23 protein-coding genes and 1 riboswitch are annotated in these 22,555 nt (G+C 64.3%); of the genes, 10 read left to right on the top strand and 13 right to left on the bottom strand.

What is annotated here, in order from left to right; genetic code table 11:
• Nucleotides 1–5: 5 nt before the first annotated feature.
• A complete protein-coding gene (locus R4P57_RS25200; protein ID WP_317805600.1) occupies nt 6–521 on the bottom strand; it encodes a hypothetical protein in 516 nt (171 codons plus the stop codon).
• Nucleotides 522–636: 115 nt separating this feature from the next.
• Here R4P57_RS25200 and R4P57_RS25195 point away from each other — a divergent pair, with 115 nt between their 5' ends.
• Genes R4P57_RS25195 through R4P57_RS25185 form a run of 3 tightly spaced genes read left to right on the top strand, consistent with a single transcriptional unit; the run spans nt 637 to nt 3,549 of the window.
• Entirely contained in the window at nt 637–1,536 is a 900-nt protein-coding gene (locus R4P57_RS25195) for a metal-dependent hydrolase (protein ID WP_317805599.1), read from the top strand.
• Nucleotides 1,533–2,639, top strand: a complete 1,107-nt coding sequence (locus R4P57_RS25190; RefSeq protein WP_317805598.1) for a PDR/VanB family oxidoreductase — start codon at nt 1,533–1,535, stop codon at nt 2,637–2,639. Before R4P57_RS25195 ends, R4P57_RS25190 begins: the two co-directional genes overlap by 4 nt.
• 13 nt (nt 2,640–2,652) lie before the next feature.
• A complete protein-coding gene (locus tag R4P57_RS25185) occupies nt 2,653–3,549 on the top strand; it encodes an alpha/beta fold hydrolase (RefSeq protein WP_317805597.1) in 897 nt (298 codons plus the stop codon).
• Nucleotides 3,550–3,555: 6 nt separating this feature from the next.
• Here the strand turns inward: R4P57_RS25185 and R4P57_RS25180 are convergent, their stop codons facing one another.
• Both R4P57_RS25180 and R4P57_RS25175 read right to left on the bottom strand, forming a co-directional pair.
• Nucleotides 3,556–4,824 (bottom strand): LLM class flavin-dependent oxidoreductase, encoded by a 1,269-nt coding sequence (locus tag R4P57_RS25180; protein ID WP_317805596.1) that lies wholly within the window; start codon nt 4,822–4,824, stop codon nt 3,556–3,558.
• 1 nt (nt 4,825) lies between these two features.
• Entirely contained in the window at nt 4,826–5,587 is a 762-nt protein-coding gene (locus tag R4P57_RS25175; RefSeq protein ID WP_317805595.1) for a 3-oxoacyl-ACP reductase, read from the bottom strand.
• Nucleotides 5,588–5,635: 48 nt separating this feature from the next.
• Nucleotides 5,636–5,728: riboswitch (TPP riboswitch) on the bottom strand.
• 105 nt (nt 5,729–5,833) lie between these two features.
• On the opposite strand from R4P57_RS25175, the gene R4P57_RS25170 reads away from it, so the two are divergent.
• On the top strand, nt 5,834–6,007 hold the full coding sequence (locus tag R4P57_RS25170; RefSeq protein WP_317805594.1) for a hypothetical protein: 174 nt from the start codon (nt 5,834–5,836) through the stop codon (nt 6,005–6,007).
• Here the strand turns inward: R4P57_RS25170 and R4P57_RS25165 are convergent.
• The 3 genes from R4P57_RS25165 to R4P57_RS25155 are packed head-to-tail and all read right to left on the bottom strand — an operon-like array spanning nt 6,000 to nt 9,196.
• On the bottom strand, nt 6,000–7,295 hold the full coding sequence (locus R4P57_RS25165; RefSeq protein ID WP_317805593.1) for an alpha-amylase family protein: 1,296 nt from the start codon (nt 7,293–7,295) through the stop codon (nt 6,000–6,002). The two genes, R4P57_RS25170 and R4P57_RS25165, sit on opposite strands and share 8 nt — an antisense overlap.
• Nucleotides 7,295–8,473, bottom strand: coding sequence for an alpha-hydroxy-acid oxidizing protein (locus tag R4P57_RS25160; RefSeq protein WP_317805592.1), 1,179 nt, complete (start codon nt 8,471–8,473; stop codon nt 7,295–7,297). The genes R4P57_RS25165 and R4P57_RS25160 overlap by 1 nt, the downstream gene beginning before the upstream one ends.
• 9 nt (nt 8,474–8,482) lie before the next feature.
• Complete coding sequence (locus tag R4P57_RS25155) at nt 8,483–9,196, bottom strand: type 1 glutamine amidotransferase (RefSeq protein WP_317805591.1); 714 nt, start codon at nt 9,194–9,196, stop codon at nt 8,483–8,485.
• 48 nt (nt 9,197–9,244) lie between these two features.
• Here R4P57_RS25155 and R4P57_RS25150 point away from each other — a divergent pair, with 48 nt between their 5' ends.
• From R4P57_RS25150 to R4P57_RS25140, 3 genes are all read left to right on the top strand, one after another.
• Complete coding sequence (locus R4P57_RS25150; RefSeq protein ID WP_317805590.1) at nt 9,245–11,185, top strand: helicase-related protein; 1,941 nt, start codon at nt 9,245–9,247, stop codon at nt 11,183–11,185.
• A gap of 102 nt (nt 11,186–11,287) precedes the next feature.
• On the top strand, nt 11,288–11,443 hold the full coding sequence (locus tag R4P57_RS25145; RefSeq protein ID WP_317805589.1) for a DUF6131 family protein: 156 nt from the start codon (nt 11,288–11,290) through the stop codon (nt 11,441–11,443).
• 414 nt (nt 11,444–11,857) lie between these two features.
• Nucleotides 11,858–12,610: a GTP pyrophosphokinase family protein gene (locus tag R4P57_RS25140; protein ID WP_317805588.1), complete on the top strand. Its 753-nt coding sequence runs from the start codon at nt 11,858–11,860 to the stop codon at nt 12,608–12,610.
• Nucleotides 12,611–12,679: 69 nt separating this feature from the next.
• On the opposite strand, the gene R4P57_RS25135 is transcribed toward R4P57_RS25140, so the two are convergent.
• Complete coding sequence (locus tag R4P57_RS25135; protein WP_317805587.1) at nt 12,680–14,263, bottom strand: MFS transporter; 1,584 nt, start codon at nt 14,261–14,263, stop codon at nt 12,680–12,682.
• 117 nt (nt 14,264–14,380) lie between these two features.
• Between R4P57_RS25135 and R4P57_RS25130 the strand changes: the two genes are divergently transcribed.
• The gene (locus R4P57_RS25130; RefSeq protein ID WP_317805586.1) at nt 14,381–14,947 is read left to right on the top strand and encodes a TetR family transcriptional regulator; all 567 of its coding nucleotides are present in this window, start codon (nt 14,381–14,383) and stop codon (nt 14,945–14,947) included.
• A gap of 180 nt (nt 14,948–15,127) precedes the next feature.
• Here the strand turns inward: R4P57_RS25130 and R4P57_RS25125 are convergent, their stop codons facing one another.
• The 5 genes from R4P57_RS25125 to R4P57_RS25105 all read right to left on the bottom strand — a co-directional run bounded on the left by R4P57_RS25125 (nt 15,128) and on the right by R4P57_RS25105 (nt 20,228).
• Nucleotides 15,128–16,141 (bottom strand): NAD-dependent epimerase/dehydratase family protein, encoded by a 1,014-nt coding sequence (locus R4P57_RS25125; protein WP_317805585.1) that lies wholly within the window; start codon nt 16,139–16,141, stop codon nt 15,128–15,130.
• 79 nt (nt 16,142–16,220) lie between these two features.
• Entirely contained in the window at nt 16,221–17,540 is a 1,320-nt protein-coding gene (locus R4P57_RS25120; protein WP_317805584.1) for an MFS transporter, read from the bottom strand.
• Nucleotides 17,537–18,085, bottom strand: a complete 549-nt coding sequence (locus R4P57_RS25115) for a 3-isopropylmalate dehydratase (RefSeq protein ID WP_317805583.1) — start codon at nt 18,083–18,085, stop codon at nt 17,537–17,539. The genes R4P57_RS25120 and R4P57_RS25115 overlap by 4 nt, the downstream gene beginning before the upstream one ends.
• A complete protein-coding gene (locus R4P57_RS25110) occupies nt 18,082–19,347 on the bottom strand; it encodes a 3-isopropylmalate dehydratase large subunit (protein ID WP_411742441.1) in 1,266 nt (421 codons plus the stop codon). Before R4P57_RS25110 ends, R4P57_RS25115 begins: the two co-directional genes overlap by 4 nt.
• 5 nt (nt 19,348–19,352) lie before the next feature.
• Nucleotides 19,353–20,228 (bottom strand): oxaloacetate decarboxylase, encoded by an 876-nt coding sequence (locus R4P57_RS25105; RefSeq protein WP_411742440.1) that lies wholly within the window; start codon nt 20,226–20,228, stop codon nt 19,353–19,355.
• A gap of 134 nt (nt 20,229–20,362) precedes the next feature.
• On the opposite strand from R4P57_RS25105, the gene R4P57_RS25100 reads away from it, so the two are divergent.
• The gene (locus tag R4P57_RS25100; protein ID WP_317805581.1) at nt 20,363–21,169 is read left to right on the top strand and encodes an IclR family transcriptional regulator; all 807 of its coding nucleotides are present in this window, start codon (nt 20,363–20,365) and stop codon (nt 21,167–21,169) included.
• A gap of 41 nt (nt 21,170–21,210) precedes the next feature.
• Here the strand turns inward: R4P57_RS25100 and R4P57_RS25095 are convergent, their stop codons facing one another.
• Nucleotides 21,211–22,044, bottom strand: a complete 834-nt coding sequence (locus R4P57_RS25095) for a DUF72 domain-containing protein (RefSeq protein WP_317805580.1) — start codon at nt 22,042–22,044, stop codon at nt 21,211–21,213.
• A gap of 34 nt (nt 22,045–22,078) precedes the next feature.
• Here R4P57_RS25095 and R4P57_RS25090 point away from each other — a divergent pair, with 34 nt between their 5' ends.
• Complete coding sequence (locus R4P57_RS25090; RefSeq protein ID WP_317805579.1) at nt 22,079–22,471, top strand: hypothetical protein; 393 nt, start codon at nt 22,079–22,081, stop codon at nt 22,469–22,471.
• The last annotated feature ends 84 nt before the right edge of the window (nt 22,472–22,555 follow it).

Below are 22,555 nucleotides of genomic sequence, written 5' to 3'. Positions count from 1 at the left end.
TCTCGCTAGGGCATCTCGATTGTCTCGGCTCGGTGGATTTCGGCCACTGCGCGCCGCAGGTAGGTGTCGGCCCGGCTGCGGCGCACAGCAAGTAGATCCGCGACCACCAACAATGCATGCGCTGGACGGGGCCTCGAGCGCGACTGTTCTTCGACGTCCGAGACACCGAGGGCTCCGGTGAGCACCTCGACGAACCCGGCGATGTCCAGATTCGGCAGCCAGTCCGCGCCTCGCACGGTGCGGCCGAGCACCTCCTGGACGTTCTCGCCGGTCAATCCATCGCTATATACCTCTTCGAGCAACGTGCGTACCATTTCGGCATGCACGTGACCGGCTTGCGCCGAGTCCGAGCGGCCCAGTAGTTCGACGGCGTCGTCGAACGCGATCGGATCCCGCGCCGCAACAGCGGCCAGGGCATCGTTCGTGGCATCGGCGATCCGGCGAACCTCGGCCGGCCACTCGGCAGGCCACGTGACGGGGACGGTGCTCGGGGGAACAGCCGCTGGGGAGGGGTCGGTCATCGCAGCAGTGTCTCATCCGCGACCGACACGGTTCCTTTTACGTGTAACTGATGTTTATACTAAAACGCGCTCTGTGGCATCGGCCACACGTGCGAATGTGGAGGAGGTGGACTCGATGAGCCAACGGAAGACCGTCGCATCGGATCCCGGCGAAGTGATGCTGCAAGCCAGGAACGTCAAGTTCGACTGGAGTGATCTGCCGATGCACTGGGTGCCGGGCGATCCGTACACCACGCACGTTCTCAACGTGCTGCACCTGATCCTTCCGGCCGGCGAGCACTGGTTCGTCGACACCTTCAAAGAAGCGCTGCCCTACATCGACGACGAGAAGCTCCGCGACGACGTCATCGGCTTCATCGGCCAGGAAGCCGTCCATGCCGAGGCCCACACCGGGGTACTCGTGCACCTCCGTGCCAACGGGCTAGACCCCACACCGTTCACCGACCAGATGGAGTGGACCTTCGGCAAGGTGCTCGGATCCGATTCGGTGACGAGCCTGCGGTCCAAGAACAATCTGGTCGAGCGCCTGGCCCTGATCGCCGCGATCGAACACGTGACGGCATTCCTCGGCGACTGGGTACTCAACGCCGACGGCCTCGATCGTGCAGGCATCCACCCCACCATGCTCGATCTACTGCGCTGGCACGGTGCCGAAGAGGTCGAGCACCGCTCGGTCGCCTACGACACGTTGCGGTACTTCGACAAGCGCGAGGTTCGTCGGCTGCGCACGTTCGTCGTGGTCGTGCCGTTGATGGGATACATCTGGATGCGCGGAATCATCTTCCTGATGAAAAACGACCCGGAGCTCCAGACCGCGCCGAAGTCCGTCCGTAAGCCTCGTTCTGCGCTGTGGAGAAAATCGGTCCGCCGTGGCACCTTGCCTGCGCTGACGCACGTCGGTCGCAGCATGTCGCGCTACCTCAAGAAGTCCTACCACCCCAGCCAGGAGGGCTCCACCGCGCAGGCCGTCCGGTACCTCGCGTCCTCTCCTGCCGCGCAGGCCGCGACGCGGTGAAACTCACTTCACGACGCGTCCCTCGACTGCTCCCGAAGGATGCGCCGCCCGACCTGCGCGGACGAGCACGTCCCGATCGCTCGATGCAGCTGCTCGGTACGTTCCTCAACGGGTACATGCACGCCGCAGCCCGTGCGGAGTACGACGACGCCGTCGCCGGCCACAATCCCGACTCCGCATTGACGCTGGTCGTCACCGATCGGGAGATCGTCGCCGAGGACAACGATGTCGCCGCCCTCACCCTCGCATCGCCGACGGGCGAGCAGTTGCCGATCTGGCATCCCGGCTGTCACCTCGATCTGCACCTGCCCTCGGGCCGTCGCCGGCAGTACTCGTTGTGCGGCAACCCCTCCGACCGAAGCTCCTATCGCATCGCAGTGCGCCGAATCCCCACCGGCGCAGGTGGATCCATCGAGATGCACGGCCTCGAGCCAGGCACCGAGGTCACCGTCCGCGGCCCTCGCAACGGGTTCCCTTTCGTCGGTGAGGGCAGCGCCCTGTTCATCGCGGGTGGTATCGGTATCACTCCCATCATCGCGATGGTCCGTGCCGCAAGGATTCTCGGCATGGACTGGCAATTCGTGTACTGCGGTCGCTCCCGCGACACGATGCCCTTTCTCGACGAGATCGAGAGCTGGGAATCAGATCGCGTGTTCATCCGTACCGACGACGTACACGGGTACCCGACCGAAGGTGAGCTTGTCGAGCGTGCACCGGCCGGCGGTGCCGTCTATTGCTGCGGACCTACCCCTATGCTCGACGCCGTCCGCCGCGACTTTGGCCAATGCCCCTCCACCGCACTGCATTTCGAGCGCTTCGGCCCGCCGCCGATTCTCGACGGCACGCCCTTCGAGGTGCAGCTGATCAGCAACGGAGCTGTACTCGACGTTGCCGCCGACGCCTCCGTGCTGACGGCGGTAAAGCAGCAGAAACCCAACATCGCTTACTCGTGCCAGCAGGGCTTCTGTGGCACCTGCAAGGTTCGCGTGCTTTCGGGCGAACCCGAGCACCTCGAAACACGGTTGACGCCGGAGGAGCAACGCGATCACATGCTCATCTGCGTCTCCCGCGCACGCAGCGGTCGCCTCGTACTCGATCTATAGAACGGAAAAACTGTTGAGCAGCAACGCGGTTCGCACGACGGTCGTCAACGAGGGAATCCGCCTCGCGGTATTCGAGAGCGGTAACCCGGACGGTGACCCCATCGTCCTCGTGCACGGTTGGCCCGATACTCACGAGCTGTGGAGCCACATCGTGCCGCAACTCGAAGACCGCTTCCGAGTGATCAGTTACGACTCCCGCGGTGCAGGCGACAGCTCGGTACCCGCCGAGCAGTCGGCGTACAAGCTGGCGCGGCTCGCCTCGGATTTCTATGCTGTCGCCGACGCCGTGAGCCCTGACGCTCCAGTACACGTACTGGCTCACGACTGGGGTGCCGTCGAGGTATGGGAGGCCGCTGCTCAGCCCCGGGCGAAGGACCGAATTCGTTCGTACACATCGATTTCCGGGCCGAACCTCGATCACCTCGGCAAGTGGTCGCAGTCACGGCTTCGTCGTCCCACATCGACCGGCATCAAGCAGGTCCTCGCCCAGGTGCGAGCTTCCTGGTACACCGTCACCTTCCACATCCCCGGGCTGTCCACGCTGCGGATCAAGCGGCAGTTCGCCAAGGGTTGGCCTGCGTTCCTCGAAGAGTTCTCGGGAGTCGACCCGAAGCTCGTCACCCAGAACCCCACGCTGTGGGCAGATGCAACCAACGGCACCAATCTGTACCGCGCGAACATCATTCCGCACCTGGGCAATCCACGCGACCGCTACATCGACATCCCGGTGCACCTCATCGTCAACACCGAGGACGTCGCAGTGCGGCCGTACCACTACGACGACACCGGCAAGTGGGTGAAAGACCTGACCCGCAACGACATTCCGGCTGGACACTGGTCACCGATCTCCCATGCCGACGACATCGCTCGATTGACGAGGGAGTTCATCGACTCGGTCGAACGACGCTAGCCCCGATCACCCCGCCAGGTGCCCGCGCAGCGTCGACTCGGTGTACTCCGTCCGGAAGATACCGCGCTGCTGCAGGATCGGGACCACGTGGTCCACGAAGTCCCCGAGTGAGTCCGGGTAGCGCGGACACATCAGATTGAATCCGTCAGCACCGCGGCCGATCCATGAGTGCATCTCGTCGGCTATGGACTCCGGTGTGCCGATCATGGTGGCGTGGCCGCCGCCTGCCGCGAGGGTGCCGAGCAGTCCCCGCACGGTGGGGGCATCCTTCTCGACGATCCGCAGGATCGTTTCGTAGCGACCCTGCGGTCCCGTGAACTCGGCCGCCGGGGGCAGGGGCGGCACTGGAGCATCGAGTTCCCATGCAGCACAGTCCTGCCCGGTGAAGGTGGACAGCATCGCCAGCGACTGTGCGGTGGGCAGCAGCTCATCGAGTTCGGCCTTCTTGCGTCGGGCCTCGTCCATCGTCGAGCCGACGTACGTCACCAGCCCCGGCATGATCCCCACTGTCGCGCTGTCGCGACCGGCACTGTCGATACGAGACTTCACATCGCCGTAATAGCTCTGCGCTGCAACGAGATCGTAGGCGACGGCATAGATCGCCTCGGCGTACTTCGCGGCGAGATCACGCCCCGGACCCGATGCCCCGGCCTGGAACAGAACCGGCCTACCCTGCGGTGAACGCGGTACCGTCAACGGACCGTCGACCCGAAAGTGCTTGCCGTCGTGATCGATGGAGTGCACCTTGGCCGGATCGGCGTAGTGTCCGCTTCGATCGAGCGTCAACGCGTCGGTGTCCCACGAATCCCACAGCGCCAGAGCCGTATCGACGAACTCCTCGGCGCGCGCATAGCGTTCCTCACGAGCCGGGATGACGTCCATCCCGTGGTTGCGCGCTTCGGCGTCGAACATGGAGGTGACGACGTTCCAGCCGGCACGGCCGCCGCTGATGTGATCGAGCGACGCCAGCATTCGTGCAGCATGAAACGGGGTGTAGAACGTCGACGACACCGTGGTGACCAGACCGATGTGCGTGGTGGCCCTGGCCATGGCCGACAGCGCGGTGATCGGCTCGAGGAACCAGGTGCCGGCTCCGGCGGGGTCGCGCACCGAATGTCCGTCGGCGAAGAACACCGCATCGAACTTGCCCCGTTCGGCGAGCTGCGCGAGTTCCTCGTAGTACGAGATGTCGCCGAGATCCTCCACTCGCGAATCGGGATGACGCCACGCGGCGCTGTGGTGGCCGCAACCGTAGAGAAAAGCGTTGAGGTGCATGTCAGTTCTTGACCAGGCCGCCGTCGACGACGAGATTCTGGCCGGTCACCGACCGCGCCCACGGCGACGCGAAGAACAGCAGTGCGTCGGCGAATTCCTCGGGGGTGGTGACGCGTTGCAACGGGGTCGAGGCGGCGATGAACTCGAAGACCTCGGCCGGGGTAGCGGAGCTGGCGTCGGTGGTGCGGAGCAGTCCACCCGAGACCATGTTGACGGTGATGTTGTCCGCGCCCAGATCGGCGGCCAGGGTGCGTGTCAGTGAGAGCAGAGCCGCCTTGGAGGCCGTGTAGTCGTGGTACGGCACCACTGGATTCTGGAACAAGTTGGTGCCCACGTTGATGATTCGTCCGAATCCCGACTCGCGCATACCCGGCAGTGCAGCCTGGGTGGTGAGCAAGGCCGCGCGGACGCTGCCACGCAGCTGTGCGTCGAAACGCTCCCAGGTGATCGTGTCGGCTTTGGGCCGCGCATCTCCGTCGAACGAGAAATCGGCCAGCGCGTTGTTGACGACCGTGGTGATCGGGGTGCCGAAGTGTTCACGTGCAGTGCCGAACAGCCCGGCGACGGCCGACTCGTCGGTGACGTCACCCTGCACTGCGATCGCGTTCTCGCCCAGTCGGTCCGCCAGCGCTTCGGCGGCATCTTTGCTGTTGCGGTAATCGATCACCACACGTGCGCCCTGACCGGCGAACGCCGCGGCGATCGATGCCCCCAGCCCGCGTCCACCGCCGGTGACCAACACCGTCTGCTCGTCGAATTTCATGCGCCTCGCCTCTCGTCGGAGGTCGGGACCGTCACGAGAGGATAGGAATACCGAACGTCACGACATTCCCTTCGCTGGTCCTAACCAGATCAGGTTCGACGGGTGTGTTCTCAGCCCCTGGGGGCACCCCGTGTCGCGCTCGACTGTACCCACCGGCCTCGGTGGGCCGCTGCACTGCAGTCGATACGGTTCTCTAGCTCAGCTGATAGACACCCGAATAGATCGGTGACAAGTTACTGTGCCGCCATGGCCGAACGCGTCTACCTGGAGTATCGCCTCGACGAGAACGTCATCTTCGTTCTCGACCACCGCACGGTCGAGGCGTTCGACGCCGCCGTAAGGATCGCATCGGACGGGCACTGTCGGTGGCATGTCGATCACCTCGGCGTGGACGCGAAGGCGGCCAGTGCGCTCAGCTGACGATCGCCCAGCCGTGCGCGGGCACCGTGACACTGCCGCCGTCCAGGTGTGCCTCGCCGGCTATCACGTCGTTACCCTCGACCGCGTAGTGGATCGCGTCGTCGCCGAGATTCAGTGCCACAGTGATCGATTCGTCGTCGGCAAAAGCTCGGAAGACGAGTGCAGTGTTCGTCAGTTCCAAGGTCTGAGTGCGCGCGGAGTACAACCACGGGTTTCGACGCCGTACACCGATCAGCTCCTGATGAATACGGAAGACCGGCCAGCCATACGGCGCGAGATTTTCGGATGTCTCCGGGTACTCGGGACGCACCTCGTCGTCTCCGCCGACGCGATCTTCCTTGATGCCGCGGAACGCCTGCTCGTCGCCGTAGTAGATCATCGGCATCCCGCCCACGGTGAACAGAACCACCAACGCGTGCACCAGATGTCGCTCGTCCTCGATGACGCTGGCGATGCGATTGACGTCGTGATTTCCGACGAATGTGGCGGGCACGAAGGCGTCGAGCCACCCGTTGTGGCGCTCCAGACCATGGGAGAGCTCGAAGAAGTTCTTTTCGCTCAGACCGCTCCAGATCGCCTTCCACAACTCGTACTGGGTGACCGAATCCAGAGTGGAGGCCGAGACGATTCGGTCGTAGTCGCCGTGAATGACCTCGCCGAGAAAGTATGCGTCCGGATGCTTCTCCCGAACCTTCGGTAGTACCGCGGCCCAGAAGCGCGGCGACACCGCGTAGGCCGCGTCGAGCCGCCAGCCGTCGACGCCGCGTTCGAGCCAGTGCGAGAGCACGTCCACGACGTACTGCTGCACGTGCGGACTCTCGTGATCGAGTGCCACCAGTTCGTCGTGGCCCTCGAAGTTTCGATGCGTCGGCTCATCCCCGGACCAGTCGAGATGGAACCACTCGGCGGCCTCGGAGTCCGGACCTTCGGCCAAAGCCTGCTTGAACTTCGGAAAGCTTTGCGCCACATGGTTGAAGACACCATCGAACATCACCTTCAGGCCGCGCGAATGCGCCGCGGCGATCAGCGAATCGATGTCCTGGTCGGTACCGAGTCTGCCGTCGACGTGGTAGTAGTCGACAGTGTCGTAGCCATGCTTCTCGGACTCGAAGATCGGACCGAGGGCGATGCCCGACGCGCCGAGCTCGAGTGCGTAGTCGAGCCACTTCTCGATTCTGTTGAGCCGGTGCAGGTCCGACTGCGATTCACCGTCCCAGCCGTGCACCGGCGCGCCGGTGAAACCGAGCGGGTACAGGTGCCACCAGATGGCGTGCTTCGTCCACTCCATCAGGACTCCACGATCGAGTCGCGGCCGAGCTCGCCCGCGCCGGTATGACCGGACAGGCTGGTCACCAAGTCGAATTCGGCGAGCAGGCATCGCAATACGTGGGCCACCCCCTCCTGCCCGCCGAGCGCGAGACCGTAGAGGAACGGGCGGCCCAGCAGTACCGCATCGGCCCCGAGGGCCAGCGCCTTGGCCATGTCGGCCCCGGTCCGCACACCCGAATCGAAGAGGATCGTCAACTGGTCTCCAACGGCGTCGACGATGGACGGCAGTGCATCGAGCGACGGCCTGGCACCGTCGATCTGGCGGCCACCGTGGTTCGAGACGACGATACCGTCGACTCCGTGCGCTGCAGCCTCTCGGGCGTCGCCGACGGTGCAGATACCCTTGAGCACGATCGGACCGCTCCAGTGCTCACGCAAGAACGCCAGGTTCTTCCACGACAGACCGGGGTTGGGAAACATCTGGGCCCAATGCATCGCCGCGGCAACGGGATTCTCCTCGACGGGCTGCGCCAACCCGGCCTGGAATGCGGGGTCGGTCAGATAGTTCTCGATGCCGAGGTTGGCCAGGAACGGAAGGTAGCCCCGGTCGAGATCGGCCGGCCGCCAACCCAGCAAGGTGGTGTCGAGCGTCAGCACCAGCGCGCTGAAACCGGAATCCTTCGCACGCTGCAGGAAGCTCAGCAACACCGACTCGTCCGTCGGCCAGTACAACTGGTACCAGCGTGGAGCATCTCCGCCTGCCTCGGCGATCTGCTCGAACGAATGCGAGGCCTGCGTCGAATGTATGTACGGCACAGCGAGTTCTGCAGCTGCGCGGACGGTGGCGAGCTCTCCCTCGGGGTGCGCGAGAGTCTGAATGCCCACGGGAGCGATCATGAGCGGTGCAGGCATATCGGTGCCGAGCACGGTGCACGAGTGGTCACGGGCAGCCGAGCTGCGCAGCATCCGCGGCGTGATGGCCCACCTGTCGAAGGCAGCCCGGTTCGCACGAGCCGTCGAGCCACTGCCCGCGCTGGCGACGATGTAACCGAGAGCCTCGGGCGAGAGCTTCTCGGCGGCCTGGTCCTCCAGCCGCGCCAGGTTGGTGGTGATCGACGGTGTCTGCTGCGCGAACATCCCGGCGGCGTAGATGCCGAGTTGGTGATCGCTGAAGTTGCTGGGCCTGGCCTCGGTCATCGTTCGACCCTACCGGGGCACCGCCGAGGGTCGGGCGAGAAATGCGTCCAGCAGAGCCGAGCAACGAAACCGAGCTGCAGGTTCGGCGTCTGCGATGGCTCGGCGAATTTCGTGCACGTCCACCGCATGTTCGACGCCGTCGCGGTCCCACGCCGCTGCCCACGCGTCGTAGGTGTCGAGGTCGATTTCGGGGTGGAACTGCAGTCCGAGGTGCGGTCCGAGGACGAACGCCTGTTGCGCGGCCTCGTTGCGGGCGATCACCGTCGCCTCCTGGGGAGCGATGAATGTATCGCCGTGGAACTCCATCCACGGGCCCGGGGCGATGAGCTCGGGATCGAACGTCTCGACGTCGACGAAACCGTACTCGGGATGCTCGGACTTGCGTACGGTGCCGCCGAGTACCCGAGCGAGCAACTGTCCGCCGAAACAGACGCCGAGGATAGGGACCTGCGCGTCGATGGCGTCCTGCACATAAGCGATCTCCGGCGCGAGCCAGGTCAGCGTGTCGTCGTACGCGGCGTCGGGCGAGCCCATGACGAGCAACAGCTGCGCGCCGGACAGCGGCGGCGGCGCGAGATCGGGGCTGTGATCGAAGGAGTGCACGTCCAACTGGAAACCCCTGGTGCGTAATTCGGCGTCGAGGGTGCCGATGTCGCGTCGCGCGAGGGCCGGGTCCTGATCGTGGACGAGTACTACGGCGCGCGGGTCGTTCGTGTATGTCACAGGGCTCCTTTACGGTGTTCGTGCACACCGTACGACAGACTGGATCCGATGCCACCTCGTAGACGCACAGCCCGATCCACCACTGCCCGCACCGTCAAGGCCGGGCAGAGCAGCGCTGCCCGAAAGTTTGCGGCCGCCAAGAACGGTGAGCCTGCAACGACGAAAGCTGCCCCGAAGAAGGCCGCACCACGCAAGCGGGCAGCGCCGCGCAAGACGTCGCCTCGCAAGTCCGCTGCTCCTGATCTGCGGGTCCCCGATCCCGGTGAGCGCGTCTGGGTGCTGGACGTGCCCTTCGAGGATCGGTCGGCGGCGGGCGCTGCCGGGGCGCGCTGGTATCCCGGACCGCGGGTGTTCGCGTACTACGGCACCGAGCTGCCGGAGTATCTGCAGCCGTACGAGTCGATGCCGTACAGCCTGCAGCGTTGGCTCGAGGACGATGCCAACGAGAACTGGCGCGACGAGGTGGTGCGGGAGCGGGCGATGCAGCCGCGTGACACCCAACTCGAATCCGTTCGACGCCATCTCGCCGCGCTCGAGGCCGGGTTCCCGTACTTCGCGCAGATGGATTCGACGGGTCTGGGCAAGACGTTGGCGGTGTGCGAGGCCGTTCGGCAGATGTCGGCGGCCGAGATCGGCACGGTGCTGGTGGTCGCACCCAAGGGTGCGTTGCCGGGGTGGCGTCGAACCATCGCAGACAGTGAGGCAGACATCGAGCCGTCCGAGCGCAAGCGTTGGCTGCTGATCACCTACCAGTCGACGAAGAAGCTCCTGTCGGTTCCGCCCGAGACCGACCTGGGCAAACGTAAACGGACACAGAACAAGCGGACCATCTCGCTCGGCGAGCTCAGGTTCGACATCGATGTGGTGATCGCCGACGAATCGCATGCGCTGATGAACATCGAATCGCAGCAGTCGCAGATTCTGTGGCGGTATCAGGAGGCTGCCCGCTCGGTGGTGTGGATGTCTGCCACTCCCGGCTATCAACCGTTGCACTTCGCGTACATGGCTCGCGCTGTCGAGCGCAGCCGCGGGGTCGAGATCCTCGGCGACGAGGAGTATCTCGGCTATGCGGTGACGATGAAGTGGGCCGAATTCCTCATCGAATCCGGGTTCGCCGTCAAGGCAGGCAAGGCGACGACGGGGTTGACGACGTGGCGGTGGGAGCCCGAGGACGCTGCTCGACGCGAACGCGATATTGCGTCCGTGCACGGGTGGTTGTCGGGAGGCACTGTCCCGTGGTCGATTTCGCGGCCGTCGCCGCCGACGCCGCGCGAGCCACTCGGCCAGGAACTCACTGCGGCACAGAAGCGGCTGTACAACTCGGCGTGGGTGGACTACCGCAAGGAAGTGGGTTTGCCGATCTGGAAGGCCGTCGGCGGGAAGCGGGTGCTGCAGAAGAACCCGAGTACCCGCGCCGCGACCCTGCGATTCCGCCAGAAGTGTTCGTACTTGCGCATTCCCGCGTCGGCCGATCAGGTACGGACGTGGGTCAAGGCAGGTAATCAGGTGTTCGTCTCGATGTTCTATCGCGAGTCGGTCGCTGCACTGGCGCAGACACTGCGAGACGAGGGCCTCGACGTCGCGGTCGTCGACGGCAGTATGAGTAGTCCCGATCAGGAGGCGTCGATCAGACGTTTTCAGACCGGCGACGCGTCGGTCATCGTGTCGACCACCACCAGTGCGATCAATCTGCACACCAACGAGCTACTACTCCCCGAAGGAAGCGTGTCGACTCTCGCCCCGCGCGTGACGCTGATCCACGATCCCCGCTGGACTCCCATCGACATTCGTCAGATCGAGGGGCGCGCCAACCGAATAGACAAGGACCACAACCACACGACGTCGACCTGCTACTACGGCTACGCCGAGGGAACCGTCGAGGAGGAGATGGTGCTCACCGGCATCGAACGCATCGCCGACCTCGGGTCCATCGTCGGACAGGCGGATCTGATCGACCCGGAGGCGTTCTTGGCCGCGCGGGCGGGCTGAGGAAATACCGGACAATTGTGAGCAATCCTCCACGCGCCCGAGTAGGTTCGGTCATATCGGCAACTCGTCGGTAGCGGGCTCACCTTGGCACCAGGAGTAGTCATGATCGTTCTCGGAATTATTCTCGCCCTCATCGGCTATTTCGCCGGCATTTCAATTTTGACGACTATCGGCATCATTTTGGTGGTCGTCGGCGCAGTTCTGACGGTGCTCGGTTCGATGGGGCGCGCAGTCGGTGGCCGCAAAACGTGGTTCTGACATACGCGTTAGAACATACGTTCGATTGCTGCTAACCTGAGCAGGCCCCCGAAGTTGGCGATGCGGCCAGCGGAGCCACTTCGGGCGGTCCAAATCGGACGCGGTGGGATTCTCGAAGGCGGTCGCACGCGATGGCACTCGAACCCGAGCCCGCAGCCGGCTCTCTGTATCGCGTCGGAGATCGGTGGGCCGAGCGAGCACCGGCTCGATGCGGCAACGGTCATCGGCTCGTCGCCGGGTCGGTTCTGGTCGGGTCGCGAGCGTGTTCGTGCGACCGCGGACATCACCGCACTCATCAGTGCGGACGCTGCGGCATCGTGCTTTTCACGCCTGAACTGGGCACTACGTGCAGTGATGCCAGCTTCGATTCCCGCGCCGCGCGTACACAGCCTCCGGTCGTGGACAATCGACGGCATGAGCAACAGTGAGCCCGTCGTCGATCTGGGTCAACTGAGACAAGATTTCACGCGATTCATGATGAGCTACAAGTTCGGGATCGACGAGCTGATCACCAAGATCAACATCTTGAAGCAGGAATTCACCCACATTCACCGGTACAGCCCCATCGAGCACGTCTCGTCGAGGTTGAAGACACCGGAGAGCATTTTCGACAAGGCTCAACGGAAGAACTGTTCCCTGACTCTCGATGCGATACGCGAGAACATCTTCGACGTCGCCGGAGTTCGCATCACCTGCAGCTTCATTTCCGATACGTACCGCATCGCGGACATGCTCAGCAGTCAGACCGACATTCGGGTCGTCGAGGTCAAGGACTACATCGCGAACCCGAAACCCAACGGCTACAAGAGCTTGCACCTGCTCGTCGAGATACCCGTGTTCATGTCCGACCGTGTCCAGCCGGTGCTCGTCGAACTGCAGATCCGAACCATCGCCATGGATTTCTGGGCGAGCCTCGAGCACAAGATCTTCTACAAGTACCGCGGGCAGATTCCGGAGACTCTGCTCGCGGAGCTGACCGAGGCAGCCGAGAGCGCCAACAAGCTCGACGAGAAGATGGAAAGTCTGCACGACGAGGTGGTCGAGCTGGGCGGCGAGGCAGAGAACTCCATCGCTCTCGGCGCTCTGCCGCCCATGGCTTTGCCTCCCGAGCTGCTGCACATGCTTCTCAGTGCGCAGGCCGAGGCGATCGAACCCGACCGGGCTTGACATTCACCGTACGAAGAACCCCGCTGCTCGACGGTGAGCAGCGGGGTTCTTGTCTGTGCAGGAGTGGAACTATCCGATGTGGACCGGGGTGTCTCCGACGGGCAGGTCGTCCTTCTTCGCGCGGACCAGCACCAGCACGACCGGGCACACCAACGCGACCAGGATTGCGGCGGTTCCGAAGGCCCACGCGTAGCCCGATACCTCCGCTGCGAAGGCGTGATCGATGGTGGCGAGCACGAAGTCGCGGATCGGCTCCGGCAGCGCGGCCAGTACCTCGTCGCTCGGGATTTCCTGGCCGGCGAGGGCCTCGGCGGGCACTCCTGCGGGCGGAGTCGGCGCGGGATTGTCAGCCAGGTACGACGTCTTGGACGAGGTGTACACCGTGGTGAACACCGCTGCACCGAGCGCACCGCCGACCTGCAGGGTGGCGTTGATCAGAGCGGATGCGGCACCCGCGTCGTGATCCGGGACGCCGATGAGCGCAACGTTCTGCATCGGCACCATCAGCAGACCGAGGCCGAGTCCCAGCAGCACGACGCCGGGGAGGACGTGCGTCCAGTAGGAGGTATCGACGCCGATCTGCGTCAGCAGCAGCAGGCCGATCGCGGAAACCACTGGGCCGACGGCCATCATCGGCTTGGGCCCGATCTTCGGAACGAGCGCCGAGGCGATCGCGGCGGTGATCAGGATTCCGCCGGTCATGGGCAGTGACGCCACACCCGCGATGACCGGGCTCATCTCGAGCACGATCTGGAAGTAGAAGGTCAGGTACAACGTGCCGCCGAGCAGCGCAGCACCGATGACGGCCGAGCCGATGTAGGCCGCGCCGCGGTCGCGGTCGAGCAGCACACTGAGCGGGAGGAGCGGGTTCGCGGACTTCGACTCGACCACGACGAACGCGGCCAACAGTGCGAGTCCGAGCGCGATGAACGAGATGGTGGGTACCGTCGCCCAGCCGTCTTCGGCCTCGGTGAAGCCGTAGACCAGCGAGGCAAGTCCGAGGGCGACCAGGATCGCGCCGGGCAGGTCGTAGCGGGTGTCTCCGTGCGCCTTGCTCTCCTTGACCAGCGGGACAGCGGCTGCGATGGCGACGATCGCAACGGGGATGTTGACGAGCAGGCACCAGCGCCAGTTCGCGTATTCGGTGAGTACTCCGCCGAGGAGCAGGCCGACGGCTGCGCCGCCACCGGCGATCGCTCCGAACACACCGAATGCCTTGGCGCGTTCCTTGGTGTCGGTGAACGTGACCGTCAGGATGGCCAGTGCGGCCGGTGCGAGCAGTGCAGCGAAGACGCCCTGACCTGCGCGTGCGATGAACAGCTGCCAGCCCTCTTGGGCGAGTCCGCCGACTGCGGAGGCAACGGCGAAGCCGGCCATGCCGACGATGAACGACCGCTTGCGTCCCCAGTAGTCCGCGATGCGGCCACCGAGCAGCAGCAGCGCACCGAAGGCCAGCGCATAGGCGGTGATCACCCAGGTGCGGCTGGTGTCACTGATGCCGAGGTCGATCTGCGCCTGCGGCAGGGCGATGTTGACGATGGTGCCGTCCAGCACGATCGTGAGCTGTGTGATGGCGACGATGCAGAGCACCAACCACCGGCGCTCGTAGTTCGGATTCTCGGCCAGCGCCCCGTGTTCGGAGTCCTGCGACATGTTTCTACCCCACTCGTACTCGTTGATTCTCGGGCCCGAAAAATGTCCCGACGAAAACGTAGGCGATGCGGCACCGAGTGTCAAACGAACTAGTTGGTTGGCGGTAGGGTGGCCGACATGAAGCCAGACGCCAGCGCGACCCGCGCCCGCATCGTCGTCGCCGCCCGCGCAGAGTTCTCCGAGCACGGCTTGGCCGGGGCACGGGTGGATCGCATCGCGGCCTCGGCGAAGGCGAGCAAGGAACGCCTGTACGCGTACTTCGGAGACAAGGAAGCACTGTTCCGGGCCGTAGTGGAAGACGGATTCGCGCGGTTCCTGGAGTCGGTTCCCTTCACCGTCGACGATCTCGGGGGATACGCCGCACGCGAATATATGCACCTCGCTGCGAATCCCGAGGAACACCGACTGCTGCTGTGGACGCAACTTCAAGGCGGCATGGCGGTCGCGGGTGCCGACGACATCCATGCGGTCATGGCCGAGCGACGACGCGCCATGGCAGTTGCCCAGCAGGACGGGCTGATATCCGACGCCTTCACCGTCGACGACCTGTTCACCATGATCTTCGGCATCACCTCGGCGTGGATGACCGCGCCGGGCAGCGATTGCGGACCCGTCGACGACGCGGAACACCAGCGTCGGGCGTCGATCATCGAGGGCGCGGTACGACAACTCTGCACTCCGTAGCGTTGTCTATCACTCTCTAGCGTTCGGACAAGAGTGACGAATAGTGGGGTAGCGGGCCGGTTTCCCCGCAAACGCGCGCGCGTTTGCCATCCGCGCGCGAATTCGACACCGAACCGTTGGCGATTCCGAACGCGTCTGGCAATTCCGCGCGCGTCTGTTCCCTACGCGCACCTCGCACACTCACGTGAGTCCGCGGCCCGCCAGAATTGCCGCCTCACGCTCAGCGGAGAGTCCGACGGGCGGGCGGTCAGCCCTCGGCGGCGTCCGCCCGTTCAGCGATTGCAGCCATACCCACGTGTCCACGACGGTCTCCTGAATCGGACGCGTCCGAAGCCCCGCGGCGAATGCCTTCGATACGTCGGATGCATGCAGCGAATCATGATCTGCACCGGGCGGAATCCAGATCGGAAGCTCGGTCCACGGCTGCACACCGGCCGCGAGGAGGACATGGGGTTCGACCCAGCGCAGGCGAGCGTCGGACCGGGTAACGGCGATGCAGCACTGCAACAGCTCGCCGATCGTCGTGTGACCGGGCCGGCTCACCACGTCGTACGGACCGCCGAGCCCCCGGGCGGCTGCATCCAAACTCCAGCCGACGAGATCTCGGGCATCGACGTACTGCAGTGCCAGACCGACCGGACCGGGCGCAAGCACCTCCCCGGCGCACCTGTTCGGGTCACTCCGCAGGACCCGCTCCTGCCCAATTCTGTTCAGCCACCACGGAAGTCGGCCGACATTTTCGTACGGACCAAGGATCAACCCGGGCCGGACCAGCAGCGCTCGATCACCGAAAGCCCCAACTGCCGCTCGCTCACCGCCCAACTTTTGCCGCGCGTAGTCCTCGCCAGGCCCCTGCACCGTCTGCCAGGTCTCCGTCGCTCCCGCTCGCGGCGCGTCGTACACCGATCGGCTCGAGACGTAGATATAGCTATCGACTCGACCGGCGAGCATCGCCGCCGACTGCTCGACGACGCTCGGCTCCCATGACCATGTGTCGAACACCATGTCCCACTGCCCTTTCCGCAGTGCATCGAGTCCGCCTGCGACTCGCCTGTCCCCGCGGAGTGCGGTGGCCCGCGGATTCGGACGAGCTCGTCCGCGGTTGAGGACCGTGACATCCCACTGCAGATCGAGAGCATGTTCGACGGCAGTTCGCCCCACGAAGTCGCTGCCGCCGAGGACCAATAGCTTCATGCACCCAGTGTGCCGGGGATGCGGTCCTCGCCGCCGTCGACCAGCCTGATCGGATCTCTGCTCACAGCAGAGCGGCTCGTCACACAGGAAGCTTGCTGTGGCCCGTCTCCTTGATGGTCAGCACCGTAGCTACACCGATGACGCACACGCCCATGACCCAGTACGCCGGAGACATGGCATTGCCGGTCGATTCTACCAACTGTGCCGCTACGTAGGGGGCCGTTCCGCCTGCCGCGATCGTTCCGATGTTGAAGCCCAACGACACTCCGGTGTAGCGAACTGCCCGAGGAAAGAGTTCGGTGAACAGCGGGAAGGCCGGGACCTGCACCACACCGTTGAGCACCATGTAGACGAAGTAGACGACGCCGACGATGAAAATGCTCGACGTGGCACCGAGAATCATGAACACCGGCAGTGCGATGATCACGTAGGCCACATAGCCGAACAGCAGTACCGGTTTGCGGCCGAATCTGTCGGTCAGCATTCCACTCAGCGGGAAAGTGGCGCAGGCCAGCGCAATTGCCACCGCTGACGTCCAGTACACCGAGTCCTTCGAGAACCCGAGGTCGTTGATCAGATACACGCTGAAGTAGGTCAGTCCGATGTATCCGGATCCGTTCATCGCGATGGCGATACCGACGACGCGGAGCACCGACCACGGTTGCTTCTTCACTACGTCACTCAACGGGCTCTTGGCGACCTCGTTCTTGGCTGCCATCTCCTCGAACTCTGGGCTGTCCTCGAGCTCGAGCCGCACACGGAGACACACGAACGCCAGGGGCAGAGCGAGCAGGAATGGGATGCGCCATCCCCACGACGACATCTGCTCGTCGGTCGTGATCAGAGCCACGAGCCCGACGACGGCCGCGGCGACGGCAAAGCCGAGTGTCGATCCCACCGGCGTGAAGGAACCGAAGAAGCCACGACGGTTCGGCGGTGCCGACTCCGCGATGTAGGTTGCGGCACCGCCGATCTCACCGCCCGCCGAGAAACCCTGGGCGAGCCGGATGATCACCAGCAGAACGGGGGCCAGCACCCCGACACTCGAGTGTGTCGGCAGCAGTCCGAGAATGCCGCACGCCACACCCATACACACCACGGTGATGACGAGAGCGTGCCGACGACCCTTGCGGTCCCCGAGCCGACCGAAGAAAATTCCGCCGAGCGGACGGGCGACATAGGCGACGCCGAATACGGCCAAGGTCGCGAGAATCGACACGCCGGGGCTGGTGGATGGGAAGAACAGCGGCGCGATGATGACGGCGAGGAAGCCGTAGACCGCGAAGTCGTAGTACTCGATGAGCGTACCGACACCTCCGGCAATCGCAGCTCGACGCGCAGTGGTGGTGTCCGCCTTGGGCGGTGCGACTCCTGCGCGGGAGTGTTCGGTGTTCGTCATCGCGCTGATCCTTCTGTGAGTGGTTGCGTGCTTCGGTGTTCGGTGAGAAGAAGTTCGTACGAGCCGCCTGCTTCGATGACGGCGACGGTTCGGGCATTCGGTGGATGGCCGGTGATCGTGGTGCCGTCCTGCTTCGACACCTCCGCCCGACGCCAGTCGAGTCTGACATCGTCACCGACGGCCACCGCGTCGGATATTCCGGGAACGGTGATCAGGGGCATACCGTTGAAGGTCTCGCCACGCCAGAATCCGGGCGAGAACGATTCCGCCACAACGGCACTGATACCCAGGTTGCGTAGCGCCACCATCGGCGGATAGTGCGGATGTCCGTAGCCGAAGTTCCGCCCGCCGACGATGATGTCTCCGGGTCGAACTCGATCGACGAAATCCGGGTCGTAGGCCGTCATGCAGACCGACCGCAGGTGGTCGGGGTCGTAGGACTTGATGTTGGCCACGCCCACGACGAGATCGATATCGAAGTCGTCACCGAATATCCACGCGACCGCACCGTCGATGACGTCGGGCGGGGGCGGGTACGCGCTCACGACCCCACCTGCGCGATCGTCCCGGCGAGGGCGCTGGCCGCGACGGTGAAGGGCGAACCCATGTAGATGTTGGCGTCGGAGCTACCCATTCGCCCGGAGATGTTGAGCACCCCGGTGGAAATGCAGTTCTCGCCGGCCGCGAGGGGCTTCTGGTATCCGAAGCAGAAGTCGCAGCTCGACACCGCGATGTGTGCGCCGGCCGACCGCAGGATATCCAGCAGCCCTTCGCTTTCGGCCTGATCGTGCACCTTCTGGGAGGTCGGCACAACGTTCAGCTCGACGCCGGGAGCGACGGTTCGCCCGTCGAGCACCAGAGCGGCTGCGCGCAGGTCCTCGATACGGCCGCTGGCACAGGATCCGATGAATGCCTTCGTGATCGGGATTCCGGCCAGATCGGCAGCGGTGTGCGTGTTGGCTGCGCGAGCCGAACCGGGCTGCACCACCTGCGGAACGATGGTCGACAGGTCCATGGTGTGACGGGCCGCGTAGGCGGCACCCTCGTCGGGGACCACGGGGGTGAACGCCTGCCGGGCAACGTCATGCGCGTAGGCGAGCGACAGTTCGTCGGGTTCGAAGATCGCCGAGACCGCTCCGGTGAACATCGCCATTCCGCACAGTCCCTGGCGGTGGTCGATCTTCATCGACCGCGCTCCGGGACCACCGAATTCCATGACCTGGTGGGCACACCCGTCCGCACCGACCAGGTCGATGATCGTGTGGACGAGATCGCGACTGTCGACGCCGGGGCCGAATTCACCCACGAGATCGAACCGCGTGGTGGCCGGGATGTCGACATACAGCTGTCCCGTCACCCAGGCCTCGATCAGATCGCGCCGGATGCCCCAGCCGAGTGCGCCGAAGGCACCGATTCCGCTGATGTGCCCGTCGAAGTGGACGAGGAAGTCTCCGGGCGTCGCGAGTCCGAGTTCGGCAGTGAGCTGGTGGCCGATGCCACGTCCCTCGTGCAGTTCGATGCCGTAGAACTCGCACCAATCTCGCGTGACCTGGTGCACCTCCTGTTCTTTGGCGTTCTTCTTGGTGAGCATGTGATCGATGAAGACGACGTACCGGGATGGGTCGTCGAGTTCGGTGATGCCGAAGTCCTCGCGCATCTGCCGGAACATCACGTCGGTGTAGCCGGGGAAGTCGTAGGCGATCATGCGAGCGGGCCGGACAGCGTGATTCTCCCCGTTGTGCACCACATCGGCATCACAGGTTCGGCCGAGGATCTTCTCGACCATCGTCAGTGCGTCGGAGCTCATTCCGATCACACCTTCGCGTCGGCGGGGAGGTACTTACGTTGCGCTGCTTCGACTTCCGGGAACCCGATGAGATCGATGAACTCGTGGTGCTGCAACGCGTCGGCGCTCACGTCGGCCGGAGCTTCGCCGCCGGCGAGTCGGCGCAGAGCCTCACGAGCGGCTCCGGTGGCAGCCATCAGCACCTGAGTGGGCAGGAGAGCGAGTCGAACGCCGATCTGCTGCAACACCTCTGGGGTGAACTCGCGCTCGGTCCACGTCGACGCGGTCAACGTCGCCATGAGCGGGACGCCCACCTGATCGTGACAGCGAGCCCACTCGTCGGCGGTCTCGAAGGTCTTCGTGACCGGCATGATCATGTCGGCACCGGCGTCGACGTAGGCGGTGGCGCGTCGGATCGCGTCGTCGCCGCGCGAATCGGTCCGGGCGATCATCAGGACGTGGTCCGGCAGCGAATCCCGGACGGCCCGCACCTTGCCCGACGCTTCCTCGATGCTGATGAGGTCTACCGGCTCGCCCACGCAGATCGGGCACTTCTTGGGCGAGAGCTGATCTTCCATGAAGACGCCCTGCACGCCCGCGGCGGCGAATCGGCCTGCGGTCCGAGCCGCGTTCACAGCATTGCCGTAGCCGGTGTCGATATCCGCGACCAGCGGCAGCGAGGACGCTTCGCCGATGGTGCGAACGGCCTGCAGATTCTCGGTCATCGTGTACAGCTCGGCGTCGGGGAGTCCGAGGGCGGCCGACACGGCGAAGCCTGAGGCACACAGGGCCGAGAATCCGGCCTGTTCGGCCAGCTTCGCCGTCAGTCCGTCCCAGACGCCCGGGGCGTAGACCAGGCCCTGTTCGGTCACATCTCTGAGTGTCGCGGTCATGAGCACCATCCATTTCGTAATGCGGAACGTATTCCGAATTTAGAGTGGCTCGGATCACAAGTCAATACCGGTCGGTGCACTCACCGGTTCCGATCGCTTCGTAGGATGGCGTCGACGCTTGACCCGACCGGAAGGAACAACACGTGGAAGTTCCCACCGAGTCCGATACCCACGCCGGCCGCGACATCGTCGGCGCCGTCGTCAAAGCCTGCACGTTGCTCGATCACTTCGATACGACGCATCCCGTGTGGACGCTCAACGACCTGACAACGGCAAGTCGAATGAACAAGACGACCGTGCACAGACTGATGACCACTCTGATCCATGCCGGTTGGGTGGATCGAACGTCCGAAGGCTCGTATCGAATCGCCATGCCCGTGTTCGAGATCGGGTCGTCGGCGCTGACCCAACTCGACATCCGCGGTGCCGCGCAACCGTACCTGTCGGAGATTGCCGAAAAGTTCGGCGACACCGCGTATCTCATGGTCCCTGCGGACGAGGGAGCCGTCTGCATCGATCGCCATGAAGGTAGCAACCCCCTTGTGGTCGCGGGTATTTCGATCGGTTCGGTTCTCCCGTATCACGCCACCGCAGGCCCGATGGCCATGCTGGCGTTCTCCGCTCGGATTCGCGACCGCTGGCTCACCGAGGACCTACCCGCGTTCACGGATCGAACACCGACCGCGCCGGACGAGTTGCTGACACGCCTCGAACAGATCCGATCGCAGGGGTACGCATTGAGCAACTCGGACTACCTCACCGGCGTCGCGGCCGTCGGAGCACCGATCCTCGGGCGAGACGGTGCGGTCGTTGCATCGATCAGCGTGGGCGGACGAGCGGAGACATTCGAGGGCGATGCCCTGAGAGAGAAGGTGGCGACGGTGCTGGCCTCCGCAAAGGGATTGTCGCGTGTGGCAGAGGCGCTGACTGCGCCAGGTCGAGAACATTGAACTATCCACACATCTACGAAGGGAGCTAGAGAGCCGAATACTCACCTACCGATTCGCTCGATCAGTTTCATTGCGTCGAAGGGTGCATATCCCTTGATGTCGTTGTCGAAGTACACGTGGACGTCGCGGCCCGTGGCCGTCCAGTCCGAGATCTTCGCGGCCCACCGATCGAGCGCCGCATCCGTGTAGCCACTGGCATAGAGCTCCTCGTCGCCGTGCAGGCGGGCGTACATGAAATCTGCTGTCGGAGTGTCGATGTACGGGTACTTGCCGGCAGTGTCGGCGACAACGAACGCAATATCGTTCTCTCGCAACAAGTGCACGGCCTCGTCGGTGGCGAAGCTCTGATGCCGGGCCTCCACACAGTGCCGCAGGACCCGAGACGACGGAGGCGGCAACAACACTCGATCCTCGGCCAACTTGTCGTCGCGAGACTGGGCCAGAGTGACTGCAGCAGAGACGGTCCGAGGCAACATGGAAAAGAACTCCGACATCTTCTGCGCGTCGAATTCGAGGTTCGGGGGCAACTGCCACAGGAACGGTCCGAGCTTGTCGGCCAGCGTCAACACTCCGGTGGCGAAGAAGTTCGCGAGTGCCGCCTCGACGCCGACGAGCCGCTTGATGTGGGTGACGTAGCGACCGCCTTTGATGGAGAACACGAAGTCGTCCGGCGTCTCGGCGTGCCATTTGGTGAAGCTCGACGGCTTCTGCATCGCATAGAAGGTGCCGTTGATCTCGATCGACGTCAAGTGTTCCGATGCGTACCCGAGTTCCTTGCGATGCGCCAAGCCCGCCGGATAGAAATCACCTCGCCACGGCGCGTACGTCCAACCGGAGATGCCGATCAGGACTCGGGGTCGATGCGACGCGGGCATGAACTGACTGTAGATGGACGGTACCGTCGTTCTCGTGCGATCAGCCCCACGGCACGTCGAGGTAGTGACATACCTGTTCGCTGCCGTCTTTACCTACGGCACGGTGGTTCATCTGGTGCAACTGGTCGGCGGAGGAGGAGACCCCTATCCGGGCGTACCCACAGCCATCGCGTGGTTCTTCGTTGCGCTCGTCGTCCTGGATCCGCTCGCAGCGATTCTCATCGTTCGACGTAGACGTGTCGGACTGCTGATCGGGGCCACAACGCTGCTTTTGGATGCGGCGGCAAACGCCGTCGTGAACTACCCGCCGCACGATTTAACCGACGGTGTGACGGCAGGTCGCGTCGGCCAGGTTGTGGTCACGGCCCTAGCAGTGCTCCTCGTGTTCGTGACGCCGCGGCTCTGGCGCTGGTACCGCTGGCCGTGATCGCCAACTAGTGGTGTGTCTCCAAATTATTTGACTTTTGCTAATGCGACGCGACCGCGAGCGACTTTCTCGAGGATGGATTCG

The organism is Rhodococcus sp. IEGM 1330 (genome assembly GCF_033142445.1).
Lineage (GTDB): Bacteria > Actinomycetota > Actinomycetes > Mycobacteriales > Mycobacteriaceae > Rhodococcoides.
Note: the sequence above shows the minus strand (reverse complement) of the source record. Positions and strands in the feature narration are given on the sequence as shown.